Source organism: Dokdonella immobilis (genome assembly GCF_900115085.1).
GTDB lineage: Bacteria > Pseudomonadota > Gammaproteobacteria > Xanthomonadales > Rhodanobacteraceae > Dokdonella > Dokdonella immobilis.
This window is the reverse complement of the sequence record NZ_FOVF01000002.1, coordinates 117,514-130,208: the sequence shown is the minus strand read 5'-3', so window position 1 is coordinate 130,208 and position 12,695 is coordinate 117,514. Positions and strand designations below refer to the sequence as shown.

Genomic DNA, 12,695 nt, shown 5'->3' with positions numbered 1-12,695 from the left:
GAAAAACTGAAGTGCAGAGCCTAGGCTAGCACCTGGCCTGATTACGTTTGGAATTCCCGGTGAACGAAACAATCCAGCTCAATCTCGCTTTCATCCTCTTCTTGCCCTGGTACGCGATCCTTGCGGTTCTCTACTGGGTGTATCCCCGGCAGCCCCGCACCTTGCTGCGCTGGTGGTTCGACATGGGCAGCCTCACCGCGGCCGCGTTGGCGACCGTGGCGAGCATGCAGTGGAGCTATCGCTCCGCGGACAAGGCGATCGATGCCATATGGCCGCAGGTGCTTGCCACCTCGGTTTCGTACGGCGTCTTCCTCGGCATCATGACCGCCGCCTACTTCATCCGGCGTCGACTCATCGTTGCGCGCCATCAGGCTCGAGTGCCGACCGACAGCCTCACTGAATCTTTTCCTGGAGCAACCTCATGAAAACAGTGCTGATCCTGAGCTTCCTCGCTCTCATCGTCTACAACCTCGGCGCGGGGCTCTACTACATGCTGACCGACAAGGGAGCAAGCAATCGCACCGTCAATGCGCTGACCAGACGAATCGCCCTGTCCGTGCTGTTCATCCTCTTGATCGCTGCCGGCATCAAGACCGGTTACATCCAGCCGCACGGCCTGGGGAGCCCCTGAACAGGTGGCGCAACCGTCACGATCCCTGCCTGCGTGCGGATCGCGGCGCGTCGACGCAGACGGACTGGCCGTCTTTCACGTCGGCACAACAAGGCGCTCCGCGCAGGCAGGCGCCGCCCAACAGTCGGACTTCATTGGAAAAAGGTGGCGTTCAGTAGGCCCGCCACAAGCGGTCAGCCAACCCAGGTCTGCCGTGTGGCAACGGCAGGCGGCCCCCTATGCGGCCTTCAAGGACGGACTCGAGGTGCCGACGCGCTACAGGGCCAAGGCGTTCGGTGGACGCCGCATCCGGGTCAATGGCGGTGGCACCGGGTGCGATCTGCACCGAGCTGGGCGGCGGGCTCAACGTTGAGTTCGAAGCCCATCTGGCCTCGCAGACGGCACTGGGCCGGGTCGGCGAGCCGGAGGATGTGGGTCGGGTGATGGCCGCGCTGCTCTCCGGTGAGCTGGCCTGGGTGAATGCGCAGACCATTGCAGTGGCCGGCGGCTACAACATCTGATTCGCAATTGGAGTACGACATGCTGGATCACGACTTCCCCGCCGTATCGGACCCCATGCGCGCGGTTGCCTTCCATACCGCCGCGATCGCCGACGCGGCCGATGCGTTCCATCGCCCCGGCCCGGACTACGACCCGGGTCGCTGCGCCGTGCAGGTTCGCGACCCACATGGCGGCATGTGTGGCATTCGCTTGCAAGCGCCGGCGACACGGCCATGAATGACACGACCCAGCCGCGCCCGCTCCAGGCAACGGTGGCAGCCTTCGTCGCGGCCGCGAACGCTTTCGATATCCAAGCGGCACTGGCATTGTTCGCACCTGCGGCCGTGATTGACGACCCCACCACGGGGCACACGTTCAAAGCCCATGCTGGCGTACGCGACTACCTGGAGCGCTATTTCGTGGGTTACCACACGGTTTCCCGTCTGCTGTCGGTGGAAGACCTTGGCGATGCACGGGTGCGCGCGCGCATCGATTTCACCGGCGATTTCGGCCACGAGATCGGGCTGCTTGACGTGGCAGTGGATTCGCAAGGTCGCATTTCCCGCATTGACGCCCAGCTCGAATGAGCGCGATGAGGCGTGCACCATGGCGAAAATGATGTTCTGCAGGGCACCCGGACTCACCGGATGCATGGCCGCCGCGGCGCCAAGGGGACCGGGCTGGAACTTTCGGTGGTGGCCGAACGGGACAACGCATGGCCTAAGGCGCCGACCGCAAGCCTGGAGGTGCAGCATCGCCGGTCCGCGCCGCAGGACCCGGCCGCCGTGGGGTGCGCACTGGAGGCCATCTCAATGCAGCTGAACCTCGCAGGTTCCCTCGTGCACACCGCGGGCTCGGCCTGCCCGTGCACAGCTGCGCACTATCGGAATATCACCGCCGGGAGGGCACACGGCCGCAGGAGCCTGCTGCGTCATATCGATTTGCAGGTCGGACCGCGCCCAACCCATGACCGTCCCGTTGCAGGACCCAGGATGGGTTCCGGAAAGTTCAACGACGCTGTGGGGCATTTGCGCTTTCCAGAGCGGTGCTCGCGCACGGAAGCCACTCAAGCAAGCTCGAGATCGGATTAGACCCCTGTCCAGCGGTGCCCGCTGCAATAGCCGCCCTCACCAACCTGGGTACGAGCCACTGTTCCAAAAAACCGGAGCCTGAGATGCCGACATCTGCAATGGCCAAGCCAGACGACCGAGCGATCACCTTTGGACCTTTCAGCGTGTACCCTGCGCGTCAGCTGCTGCTCAAGGAAGGCCGGCGGGTCCCGATTGGCAGCCGGGCATTCGGCCTTCTCATCGCCTTGCTGGAGCATGCGGGCGAGCCAGTGCCAAAGGACAGGCTGATCGCGAGGGCGTGGCCAAACCGGGTAGTCGAGGATTCCAATCTCCGGGTGCAGGTGGCGCTGCTGCGCAAGGCGCTGGATGATCGCCGGGATGGCAACGAATACGTGGTTGCCGTGCCAGGGCACGGTTACCGTTTCGCCCCAGCGACGACCTGCACCGAGGCGCGACATGCGGGATTCGGCACCGACGTGCGCACCAACAATCTTCCACTGCGTCTGAATCCGGTTATTGGGCGCGACGATGTCGTGGACATTCTTGCGGCCCGACTGCGCCGTCAACGTCTGGTCACGGTGGTCGGGACCGGAGGGGTCGGCAAGACTACGGTTGCAGTGGCAGCCGCGACCGCGCTGCTGGCCTCCTACCGCGACGGTGTGTGGCTCATGGATCTGGCGCCGATTGCCGACGCGACGCTCCTCCCTTGCGTGCTGGCGACAACGATTGGGCTGCCGCTCACCTCCCACGATCCGATGGCTGAGCTGCTCAGTGTATTGCGGGACAAGCACATCCTTCTAGTTTTCGACAATTGCGAGAGGGTAATCGAGGCGGCGACCATACTGGTCGAGGCCATCATCAAGGGCGCGCCGAGCGCGACCATCCTGGCTACAAGCCGGGAACCACTTCGTGCCGAGGGTGAGAGCGTCCATCGCCTATCGCCGTTGCAGATACCGCCCGCGACGCCCGGGCTGACGGCCGCCTCGGCGCTGCACTACTCCTCGGTGGCGCTTTTCGTCGAGCGCGTGGCCTCCAGCATGGACGGATTCCGGTTGAGCGATGGCGACGCGCCCGTCGCGGCCGATATCTGTCGTCAGCTCGATGGCATTGCACTGGCAATCGAACTCGCGGCGGCACGCGTGGGGGCATTTGGAATGCGCGGTGTCGCCGAGCGACTGGGTGATCGTTTCCGGATATTGGTGGGCGCTCGCCGGACCGCACTGCCCCGGCACCAGACCCTTCTCGCCACGCTCGATTGGAGCCACGCATTGCTGGCGGAAGAACAGCGGGCCCTGCTTCGTCGCCTCGGCGTTTTCGCCGGCGGCTTCACGCTGGAATCCGCGTGCCGCGTGGCAGCGGACAAACAGCTCTCCGCCAGCACCATTCCGGACCTTCTCGGCAATCTGGTTGAAAAATCGCTGGTAGCCCTGGAAGCAGGTGGGCGTCTGGCGCGCTATCGCTTGCTCGATACGACACGCGCCTACGCGTCGGCCAAGCTGGCGGAGACCAGTGAGTTCTCGGACGTCCAGCGGCGGCACGCAGAATGTTTTCGCGACCTCCTCGCCCGCTCGCTTGCCGAGTGGGAATCGCACCTTCCCGAGGAATGGCTGGGGCGCTACCGGCCGGAGATCGACAATGTCCGGTTGGCCCTGGACTGGGCCTTTTCGCCGGCGGGGGACATAGCCATCGGCATCTCGATGACCGTCGCTGCCATTCCATTGTGGTTTCGGCTTTCCTCCACCGAGGAGTGCAGGAGTCGGGTCGGGCACGCACTTGCCAAGGCGGGGGCGACGGCAAGCGGTACGCTCCATGCCCGGAACGTCATGCAGCTCTATGCGGCGCTGGGTTTGTCCCAGACCTTCACGATCGGACTGGCGCCGCAGGCCTCGGCGGCCTGGGCCAAGGCGCTCGACATTGCCCACAGCCTGGCCGACCAGGAATTTCGACTGGAAGCGCTTTGGGGCCTCTGGCTCTGCCACATCGGGCTGGGCGAATACCGTTTGGCGCTGGACGCGGCGCGCGAGTTCCGCAAAAACTCTGAGTCGCCCTACGATCGCGCTCTCGGCGACCGCCTGATCGGTGTGCCGCTGCACTGCCTTGGGCATGGGGCAGAAGCACGTCGCCATATCGCCAGTTCCTTGAGGCGAAACGCAGCTTCGGTCGAGTCTTCCACGAGCATCCGGTTCCGATTCAACCAGCCGCTCGCGGCACGCGCCATGCTGGCCCAGATGTTGTGGCTCGAAGGGTCGCCGGAGCAGGCCATGGAAGAAGCCCATCTTTGCGTCCGGGAGGCTCGTCTCGGCGGACACGCAATATCGGTATGCGATGCGCTCGCCCAGGCTCAGTGTCCGCTGGCAATGTTCACCGGGGAATGGTCGCTCGCCGAACAAGCGATCGTGGAATTATTGGATGAAGCCGACCGCGCCGCACTCGTACCCTGGGAAATTCTTGGGCAATGCTGGAGCGCGGCGGTTCAGGTCAAGCGTGGGGAGTTCGACCCAGGGCTGACTAGGCTGGCCGATGGTCTGAACAATCTCCGCCAGGTCCGGTTCGCTCTCTTCCACGCCGGCTTCCTGGCCACGTTGGCAGAGGGTTTGGCCATGGCTGGAAGGTTCGCTCAGGGGTTGCGCGCGATTGACGAAGCCCTGCAGCTTTGCGCTCGACGAGAAGACTTGTGGTGCGTCGCGGAGCTGTTGCGCGTCAAGGGCGAGATCGTATTGCAAGGTGCTGACCCGCGGCTTGCGGACGCCGAATCGCTGTTCAATCGATCGCTCACGCATGCCCGTCGGCAGCGCGCGCTTTCATGGGAACTGCGCGCGGTCACGAGCATCGCCCGGCTCCGGTGCCGGCAAGGCCGTCCCACCGAGGCCAGGGCTGGTCTGGCGGCTACCTACGTCCGCTTCCGCGAGGGCTTCGCGACAGGCGACCTGAGAGCGGCAAAGACACTCATGGACGAACTGTCTTAGACCATCGACATCCTCACCGCCTCGATCGCAGGTCCTGGCTTTTCCTTCCGTTTCACGAGAATTCACCGCAATTCTCTGGCCGCCAGGTGAAACCAGGGCGTAGCGTGCGGGCTCACGGCTCAATTCGGACGGCTGGCGCCACGCGCCGGTAGGAGATCATGACCAAGACGCAGATGCGTGCTGTTCTTGTCGACGGGGCGAATGCGCCATTGCGCCACGTCTCGCTCGATCGACCCGTTCCGGGTGTCGGCCAGGTATTGGTCCGGATCATGGCCAGCGGCGTGAATCCCCTCGATATCAAGATCCGCCGCGGCAACGCAGCGCACGCAAGGCATCCGCTGCCCGCTGTCCTGGGCATGGATCTGGCCGGGGTCGTCGAATCCGTCGGTGCCGGTGTCACCACGTTCGAGCGTGGCGACAAGGTCTATGGACTCACCGGGGGCGTGGCTGGACTACAGGGATCACTCGCGGAATACGCGTCAGTGGACGCCGAGCTTCTGGCCCCCATGCCGGCGAACCTGGGCATGCGGGAGGCCGCAGCGCTGCCCCTCGCATTCATCACCGCATGGGAGGGGCTTGTCGATCGTGCGGATATCAAGGCGCGCGAGAGGGTGCTGGTCCAAGGCGCGGGGGGCGTCGGGCAGATGGCCATACAGATTGCCCTGGCGTTCGGCGCGGAAGTTTTTGCGACAGGCTCAGGCCGATCGCAGCAAGCGATCGAGCAACAGGGTGCGACCGCGATCGACTACGGTCAATCGACCGTTGAGGAATATGTTGCCGATCACACCGGCGGCCTGGGTTTCGACATCGTCTACGACACGGTCGGCGGCGCAACCTTGGATGCCGCGTTCCATGCCGTACGGCGATTTGGACACGTGGTCAGCTGCCTTGGTTGGGGCACGCATGCACTGGCGCCGCTCTCGTTTCGTGCCGCGACTTATTCGGGTGTCTTCTCGTTGCTGCCCATGCTTACCGGCGAGGGCCGTGCGCATCACGGCGCGATCCTGCGCGAAGCAACCCGGCTGGCGGAAGCTGGAAACCTGCTGCCGCGCATGGACAGTCGTCGCTTCGACTTGGGTTCGGTCGGCGCCGCGCACGAAGCTGTCGAGTCACGCACTGCGGCTGGAAAGGTCGTGATCGACGTTGCCCGCTGACCCTGACTCATGCCGGAGGATTCGAGCGATGCCATTGGCAAATGTCAAATTGGTCGAAGGCGTGTCCTCTTCGGAAGAGAAGCATGCCATGGCAAAGACGCTCCCGGACGCCATGGTCAGGTTCGAGGGGTCAGAGGCTTTCCATGAAGGCGTCTGGGTCCTGATCGAAGGACTCCACACGGACGGATGGCATGTCGGTGGCCGCCCCTTCGAGGGGCGCAAGTCGCTGCTCCAGACGCCCAGCAATTCCAGGGCGATCTGCGAGGCCATCAAGGACGCGCCGACCACGCGGAAGTATTGGGCCATTGCATTGCCTTTGCACGAGCGGGGTCATCGGCTTGCCGGGCCCAATTGTCGAGGTTCCCGCACCGAGTGACCGGATCGGGCACCAGCGGCGCGTCGTTGTACCAGATGGAGACCACCATGAAATCGATACCACCGGCCAATCGCAACATCGATGAACTGCGTCGCGCCCTTTTGATCGGCAGCGGGCTTGCCGTCACTGGCCTCCTGCTTCCGCTCGGCGGGTGTCACGGACCGCAGCCTGCGGGCGTCGCGACGAAGCCATCTCCCTCCCCCACCAACTGGAGCAAGACCATGGGCACGTTCACCACAAAAGACGGTACGGACATCTACTACAAGGACTGGGGCAAGGGCCCCATCGTCACGTTCAGCCACGGCTGGCCGCTGACTTCTGACAGTTGGGAAGCGCATATGTTCTTCCTTGCATCCAACGGCTATCGCACGATCGCACACGATCGCCGCGGCCATGGACGTTCGGCGCAGCCTTCCGAGGGTAACGACATGGACACCTACGCCGACGACCTGGCGCAGTTGCTCGACCACCTCGACGTCAAGGACGCCACGATGGTCGGTTTTTCCACCGGCGGAGGCGAGGTGGCGCGTTACATCGGCCGCCACGGAAGCAGGCGATTGAAGAAGGCTGCGTTGATTTCGGCGATTCCGCCGCTGATGCTGAAGACCGCGAGCAACCCGCTTGGCACACCGATCGAAGTATTCGACGGGCTGCGCAAGGCTTTCCTGGAGAGCCGTTCAAACTTTTTCCGGGACATCCCAAGCGGACCCTTTTACGGCTTCAACAAACCGGGCGCGAAGCCCGACCGGGGTCTCATCGACTTCTGGTGGTTGCAGGGCATGCAATGCGGCTACAAGGCCACCTACGAGTGCATCAAGGTGTTCTCCGAAACCGACCTCACCGAAGACCTCAAGAAATTCGACATCCCCACGCTGATCGTGCACGGCGAGGCCGACCAGGTCGTTCCCATCATTGCGTCCGCCCACGAGGGCACGAAACTGATCAAGGACAACACGCTGCTTGTCTACGAAGGAGCACCGCACGGCCTCGTGGACACGCACCGTGACAGACTCAACCAGGACCTGCTCGCGTTCATTCGATCCTGAAGGGCCGGCCAGGTCATACGCAGGTATTGGAGCGGGCTCGAGGCAGGCTCCTGTCGTTACCGGCCTCTTCTTCACAATGTCCACGCTGACGCATCTGGCGAGGTTTGAGCGGGGTCGATCGACGATCTTGCGCCTGGTCCACGGCGCGTGGCCATGCCTGCGCCTGGCAGCTCGGCCGAACTCCCTGTATGAGAGGCCATCAGCCTGCTGTGTTTACCCGGGGGCCGCTCGCGATCCAAAGAAGACGCGGGCGGCCCAACGTACGTGGCGGGCGATCCTTCCGTCGATCGCTTGGCTCCCACCTCCCGCGAAGGCACACCCCGCCGCCCGCAGCGGCGACAAATCCGATCCCGCCATCGGGGCTCTGCCCTCCAGACTCAGATGGCGTTCGCCATTGGCTTTCCCTGGGCCCGGGTCGGGGCATCCCACTGGCGGGGACAATGGCTTCTCCAGGGCAAGATATCCAATGACCCGGGATCAGGCTGGGCCTTGGCGCAAGTCGGGCAGGCGCTGGACTCGTCGTCCCTGCATAATTGCGATGCAATTGCCGACTCGGCAACTGCCGGTGTCCTGGAAATGAATAGGTAATTCACGGGACTCGGAACACAAGCCATTCCCGCAAGTTGATGGATACGCGCAAGGATGCACGCAAGGCGGAATTGTCCGCGCGCATCCAATCCCCCGGAAATCAAAGGCGTACAGGTACCGATTTGATTGCTGGTTGGCCAATCTTCAACCTGCGGGATATCTTCATGCCGGCACTTCCGTGCAGGCGACACGCAACCGGAGCAATCAGAGACAAGCGATGGAGATCTACAAGAAGTTCCGCATCGAGGCGGCGCATCGCCTGCCGAATGTACCGGACGGACACAAGTGCGCGCGCCTGCATGGCCATTCCTTCGAGATCGAGGTTGTCCTGCGCGGCCCGGTCGCGGCAGAACCGGGCTGGGTCTGCGATTTCGCCGATGTCGGGGCGGCCTTTGCGCCGCTGTTCGAACAGCTCGACCACCACTATCTGAATGATGTGCCGGGCCTCGAAAACCCGACCAGCGAGAACCTGGCCATCTGGATCTGGAATGCCCTGCAGCCCCGCTTGCCATTGCTGGCGCGGGTCACCGTACACGAAACCTGCACATCCGGATGCCATTATCTGGGGCCCACCGCCTGAGCGCTGGGATTACCGCAGTGCGTCACGAACCTTTGCGCCCCGTATTCTCGCTTTTGTGGCTGTAGCCATACCTGTCCTGAACGGGGCCGGGCTTCCCCTCGACGATTATGTTGCAACGCAACAAATGTCCTGCTAGAGTGCGTCCATCAACCATCCTAGAGAGGGAGTTTCCCATGTACGAGCAGATGAATTCGCAGTTCCTTTCCCTTGGCAAGAACTTCGCCGATGCCGCCGTCAAGGCCCAGAGCGTCGCCCTCGCCAGCTTCGAGAAGATCGCCGACCTGCAGCTGAAGGCCGTCGAGAACCACGTCAACGCTTCCAGCGCGTTCCTGTCCGAAGCTGCCGAAGTGCGTGACTTCGACGGCGCCAAGGCGATCTGGCCGAAGGGCATCCAGCTGGCCAAGGAATCCGCCGAGAAGCTTTACAGCACCAACCAGGAAGTCTTCGGCCTGACCCTGAAGACCAACGAAGCCCTGGGCAACCTGATCAAGGGTTCGTTCGAGGCCACCAACGAGACCGTGACCAGGCAGGTCAATGCGGTCAAGAAGGCTGCTTCGGGCAAGTAATCCAGCGGCGTTCGAAAGGCCGCGCGGGGCAAGACCCACGCGGCCTTTCACGCAACACCCGAAACCGGACGGCTCGCCGTCCGGTTTTTTTCATGCGCCGCCTTGGCGGCACGGAAGCCCGTGATTGACCGCATCGGTATGCGCCATGCGAAACTGCACGACATCATGCCGCGCCTGACCATCACCGGCGGCCCGCTGGCGGGCCAGCAGTTCAGTTTCACCGATTCCGTGGTCATCGGCCGCGGCGCCTATGCCGACATCCGCATCGACGATCCGACCGTTTCCCGGCGCCATGCCGAGGTCCACTGCGGCGTCGACGGCATCTGGCGCATCCATGACCTCGGCAGCGCCAACGGCATCATGCATGGAGGCCACGCGGTTCGTGGCGAACTGATGATCGATGGTCGGGTCGAGCTGGTCATCGGCGAAGTCGAAGTCGAACTCAGCACCGCGGAGCTCGAGGAGGCCGTTCCAGACGGACAGCGTCCGTTCCACCAGATGCTCGACCGCCTCGAGCTGATGGCCTGGGTTGCCGCCCTGCCGACCCGGCGCGAAGACCCCGCCCTGCTGATCGGCCAGGTCCTCGACACCGTGCTGGGTGGATTCGATGGCTGCACCCGGGTCGGGCTGTTCGTGAACCGGCCAGGCAGCGCCACGCTGATACCGTATGCCTGGCGCGACAAGAGCGGCGACAACGAGACCCGGCCCGAAGCCGGGCTGGCCCAGGCCTGCCTGCGCCATTTCGACGGGCTCGCCGGCGGCCATGCCGCGATCGAACCGCTCGGCGTCGCTGCGGCGCCGGCCGGCATCCTCGCCGCACCGGTCATTCTGGCCGGAGAAACGCTCGGGGTGTTCGTCGCGGAGTCGGAGCGGGCCGACACCTGGAACCCCCTGGACCGCTCCGTCGCCAAGGCGATCGCCAGCGTCATCGCAGGATTGCTCGAAGCAGAGCGCAGCAGCCAGCCCGAGCGTCGCGTGGCCGAGCGCGACCTGCTGCTGGCGCGGCGCGTGCAGCAGCACTTCCTGCCGCAATCGCAGATCCGCCTGCCCGGCTACCAGCTGGCCGAAGCCTATGTGCCGGCCCGCGTGGTCGGTGGCGATCACTACGACTATTTCAGCTTCGCCGACGACCGCGTCGGCATGATCATCGCGGATGTCTCCGGCAAGGCGGTTTCGGCGGCCCTGGTGATGGCGCGGTTCGGCATGGCCGTGCGTCTGCTGGCGAGCCAGGCCTGCAATCCGGTCGACCTGCTGGTCACCCTCAACATCCTGCTGCTCGACGAGCTCGAACCGGGCATGTTCGTGACCGCCCAGGTCCTCGCCGTGCATGCCGAATCGGGCGACGTCGAGATCGCCAATGCCGGCCACCCGGCACCGTGGGTGCGCTCGGCCGACGGCCATGTCACCGAGCTGGTCATCGACTCCGGGGCCGCCCTGGGCGCCAATGCGCAGACGCGGTTTGGCACCCTGAAGACCCGACTCGAGCCCGGCGCCTGCCTGCTGCTCTACAGCGACGGTCTCAACGAAGCGGAAAACGAGGCTGGCGAGCAGTTCGGCATGGAGCGCGTCGTCGCGGTCATGGCCTCGGCCAGCGATGCCACCACCGCCCTTGCCGGAATCAACAACGCACTGGCCAGCTACGTGGGCAGCGCCGCGGCGGTCGACGATCTGACCCTGCTGCTGATCAGTCGCGACCACACAGCCTGAGGATCCGGGGTCAGGCCCTGCCCTGGCCAACTCCCAGAATGCCGGCGACCCGCGAAGCCAGCGCCGCATCGGATTTGCCACCGGGCTTCGCGGCGCCCTTGATGCCGAGTAAACGCGCAACCGTCGAGGCCATGGTGGTTGCGTCCGGAGCGCGCTCTTTCGTTGGCGCAGGACGGGTCTTGCCGGCCAATGCCGCGTCACGGCTGGCGAAAATCGCGAATAGCTGGGTGAAGCCGGCCACGTCGAAGACCTGGCGGACGGTCGGATTGAGTCCGGCCAGGCGCAAGCCGCCGCTGTTCTCGACCGTCTTGCCGAGCGAGAGCAGGACGCGCAGGCCGGCGCTGCTGACATAGCCGACGCCGGCAAGGTCAACCACAAACTGGCGCACGCCGGCCTGCATCAGGTCCTGCACGGTGAGTTCGAGATCCGCCGAGGTGTCGGTGTCGAGGCGCCCTTCGAGGCCGAGCACGGTCACCTCGCCGACCTTCTCTTCATGGATCGCGAGCGCCACTTACCCCTCCCGGAAAACGAACCGGGCCATGCCGATCTGGACCACGTCCTCGTGCCGCAGCAGGCGCTGGCGGATCGCTTCGGCATTGACGCGGGTGCCGGACTTGCTGTCGAGGTCAACCAGGGTGTAGCCCTTCGAGTCGACCGTGATCTGTGCATGCCGGGCTTCCACGCCGGGGCCGCCGATGCGGATCTCGTTGGCGGCGTCGGCGCCGAGGGAAATCGGCTTGGGCGGCAAGGGAATGGCCGACCGGCCCGCTTCCGGGTTCTGCGGAACAAGGCGCGCCGTGCGCAACGACATCGTTGCGTTCGGCCCGAACGATGGGCCCTTGGCGTCCGCACCGGGAGGGGGCGGAACCCGGGGCGGCTCGGGCATTTTCAGGACCTGCAGGATCTGCGTCTGGGCAGCAGCCGGTTCCCCGGCCGGCGGACCGGAGCTCGGAGGGCTTGGAGGACGCGGCGGTGGCGGCGGCGGGGCCGAAACCCCGGGATCCTCGGCAGCGGGCATTTCCTGGGTGCTGGACGGCCCCGGAGTGTCCATTTGCAGCAGTTCGTCTTCGCTCTCGAAGACCTCGAGGAAGCGTCCGCGCAGGGCTTCGCCCTGTTTGTGCGCCACTGCACGCTCGGCCAGCGCCGCCTCGATCGCCTTCAGTCGATCCTTGTATTCGGCCTCGTCGAACTCGCCAAGCTTGCGGCGCAGCTCGATTTCCTGGCGATCGAGCTTGACCGCCTCGTGCGCGTCGGCGATGTCAGCAAGGGCGCCACGCAGGCGCGCATACGACTCTCGGGCCTGCTGGCGCAGGGGTTCGGCCTTGTTCTCGACCATGGCCAACTGCCTGGCATAGTCGGCATTCACGCGGCTGAACACGGCAGGATCGAAATCGGCCTTGACCGCCTCGAGCCCCGTCAGGCGCTCGCGCAGGACATCGGCCTCCTCCTTCAGCGCCTTGAGCGCGTCGATGACGCCGAGATCCACTTCAGCGAGTGACTCGGGTAAATCGCGGGTGTTCACCATTTCTCG

The 12,695-nt window shown here is 64.6% G+C and carries 14 protein-coding genes; 12 read left to right on the top strand and 2 right to left on the bottom strand.

What is annotated here, in order from left to right:
* Nucleotides 1-59 precede the first annotated feature (59 nt).
* The 12 genes from BM125_RS01885 (at nucleotide 60) to BM125_RS01825 (ending at nucleotide 11,164) form a co-directional block, all read left to right on the top strand.
* Nucleotides 60-425 (top strand): hypothetical protein, encoded by a 366-nt coding sequence (locus BM125_RS01885; protein ID WP_092404310.1) that lies wholly within the window; start codon nucleotides 60-62, stop codon nucleotides 423-425.
* Nucleotides 422-631 (top strand): twin transmembrane helix small protein, encoded by a 210-nt coding sequence (locus tag BM125_RS01880; protein ID WP_092404308.1) that lies wholly within the window; start codon nucleotides 422-424, stop codon nucleotides 629-631. Before BM125_RS01885 ends, BM125_RS01880 begins: the two co-directional genes overlap by 4 nt.
* A gap of 296 nt (nucleotides 632-927) precedes the next feature.
* Nucleotides 928-1,131 carry an SDR family oxidoreductase gene (locus tag BM125_RS20550; protein WP_245778765.1) on the top strand — a complete coding sequence of 68 codons (204 nt, stop codon included), beginning with the start codon at nucleotides 928-930 and terminating at the stop codon, nucleotides 1,129-1,131.
* A gap of 19 nt (nucleotides 1,132-1,150) precedes the next feature.
* A complete protein-coding gene (locus BM125_RS01870) occupies nucleotides 1,151-1,348 on the top strand; it encodes a hypothetical protein (protein ID WP_139224818.1) in 198 nt (65 codons plus the stop codon).
* Nucleotides 1,345-1,698, top strand: a complete 354-nt coding sequence (locus BM125_RS01865; RefSeq protein WP_092404304.1) for a nuclear transport factor 2 family protein — start codon at nucleotides 1,345-1,347, stop codon at nucleotides 1,696-1,698. The genes BM125_RS01870 and BM125_RS01865 overlap by 4 nt, the downstream gene beginning before the upstream one ends.
* Nucleotides 1,699-2,300: 602 nt before the next feature.
* The gene (locus BM125_RS01860) at nucleotides 2,301-5,147 is read left to right on the top strand and encodes an ATP-binding protein (RefSeq protein WP_175497859.1); all 2,847 of its coding nucleotides are present in this window, start codon (nucleotides 2,301-2,303) and stop codon (nucleotides 5,145-5,147) included.
* Nucleotides 5,148-5,305: 158 nt separating this feature from the next.
* Nucleotides 5,306-6,301: a zinc-dependent alcohol dehydrogenase family protein gene (locus BM125_RS01855; protein WP_245778764.1), complete on the top strand. Its 996-nt coding sequence runs from the start codon at nucleotides 5,306-5,308 to the stop codon at nucleotides 6,299-6,301.
* Between the two features lie 28 nt (nucleotides 6,302-6,329).
* Entirely contained in the window at nucleotides 6,330-6,677 is a 348-nt protein-coding gene (locus BM125_RS01850; protein ID WP_092404300.1) for a tautomerase family protein, read from the top strand.
* Between the two features lie 47 nt (nucleotides 6,678-6,724).
* Nucleotides 6,725-7,723, top strand: coding sequence for an alpha/beta fold hydrolase (locus BM125_RS01845; protein WP_425429586.1), 999 nt, complete (start codon nucleotides 6,725-6,727; stop codon nucleotides 7,721-7,723).
* Nucleotides 7,724-8,528: 805 nt separating this feature from the next.
* Nucleotides 8,529-8,891, top strand: a complete 363-nt coding sequence (gene queD, locus BM125_RS01835; RefSeq protein WP_092404296.1) for a 6-carboxytetrahydropterin synthase QueD — start codon at nucleotides 8,529-8,531, stop codon at nucleotides 8,889-8,891.
* Nucleotides 8,892-9,064: 173 nt separating this feature from the next.
* Nucleotides 9,065-9,457 carry a phasin family protein gene (locus BM125_RS01830; protein WP_175497858.1) on the top strand — a complete coding sequence of 131 codons (393 nt, stop codon included), beginning with the start codon at nucleotides 9,065-9,067 and terminating at the stop codon, nucleotides 9,455-9,457.
* A gap of 120 nt (nucleotides 9,458-9,577) precedes the next feature.
* Complete coding sequence (locus tag BM125_RS01825; RefSeq protein WP_139224817.1) at nucleotides 9,578-11,164, top strand: SpoIIE family protein phosphatase; 1,587 nt, start codon at nucleotides 9,578-9,580, stop codon at nucleotides 11,162-11,164.
* Nucleotides 11,165-11,174: 10 nt separating this feature from the next.
* Here BM125_RS01825 and BM125_RS01820 read toward each other — a convergent pair whose 3' ends face one another.
* Both BM125_RS01820 and BM125_RS01815 read right to left on the bottom strand, forming a co-directional pair.
* A complete protein-coding gene (locus tag BM125_RS01820; RefSeq protein ID WP_092404290.1) occupies nucleotides 11,175-11,675 on the bottom strand; it encodes an STAS domain-containing protein in 501 nt (166 codons plus the stop codon).
* A complete protein-coding gene (locus BM125_RS01815; protein WP_092404288.1) occupies nucleotides 11,676-12,689 on the bottom strand; it encodes an FHA domain-containing protein in 1,014 nt (337 codons plus the stop codon).
* Nucleotides 12,690-12,695: the final 6 nt, after the last annotated feature.

What these genes read in the sequence shown, in the direction of transcription:
- BM125_RS01855 (WP_245778764.1), top strand. Translation starts at nt 5,306, where the DNA reads ATGACCAAGACGCAGATGCGTGCTGTTCTTGTCGACGGGGCGAATGCG.
- BM125_RS01815 (WP_092404288.1), bottom strand. Translation starts at nt 12,689, where the DNA reads ATGGTGAACACCCGCGATTTACCCGAGTCACTCGCTGAAGTGGATCTC.
- BM125_RS01880 (WP_092404308.1), top strand. Translation starts at nt 422, where the DNA reads ATGAAAACAGTGCTGATCCTGAGCTTCCTCGCTCTCATCGTCTACAAC.
- BM125_RS01870 (WP_139224818.1), top strand. Translation starts at nt 1,151, where the DNA reads ATGCTGGATCACGACTTCCCCGCCGTATCGGACCCCATGCGCGCGGTT.
- queD (WP_092404296.1), top strand. Translation starts at nt 8,529, where the DNA reads ATGGAGATCTACAAGAAGTTCCGCATCGAGGCGGCGCATCGCCTGCCG.
- BM125_RS01830 (WP_175497858.1), top strand. Translation starts at nt 9,065, where the DNA reads ATGTACGAGCAGATGAATTCGCAGTTCCTTTCCCTTGGCAAGAACTTC.
- BM125_RS20550 (WP_245778765.1), top strand. Translation starts at nt 928, where the DNA reads ATGGCGGTGGCACCGGGTGCGATCTGCACCGAGCTGGGCGGCGGGCTC.
- BM125_RS01860 (WP_175497859.1), top strand. Translation starts at nt 2,301, where the DNA reads ATGGCCAAGCCAGACGACCGAGCGATCACCTTTGGACCTTTCAGCGTG.
- BM125_RS01850 (WP_092404300.1), top strand. Translation starts at nt 6,330, where the DNA reads ATGCCATTGGCAAATGTCAAATTGGTCGAAGGCGTGTCCTCTTCGGAA.
- BM125_RS01845 (WP_425429586.1), top strand. Translation starts at nt 6,725, where the DNA reads ATGAAATCGATACCACCGGCCAATCGCAACATCGATGAACTGCGTCGC.
- BM125_RS01865 (WP_092404304.1), top strand. Translation starts at nt 1,345, where the DNA reads ATGAATGACACGACCCAGCCGCGCCCGCTCCAGGCAACGGTGGCAGCC.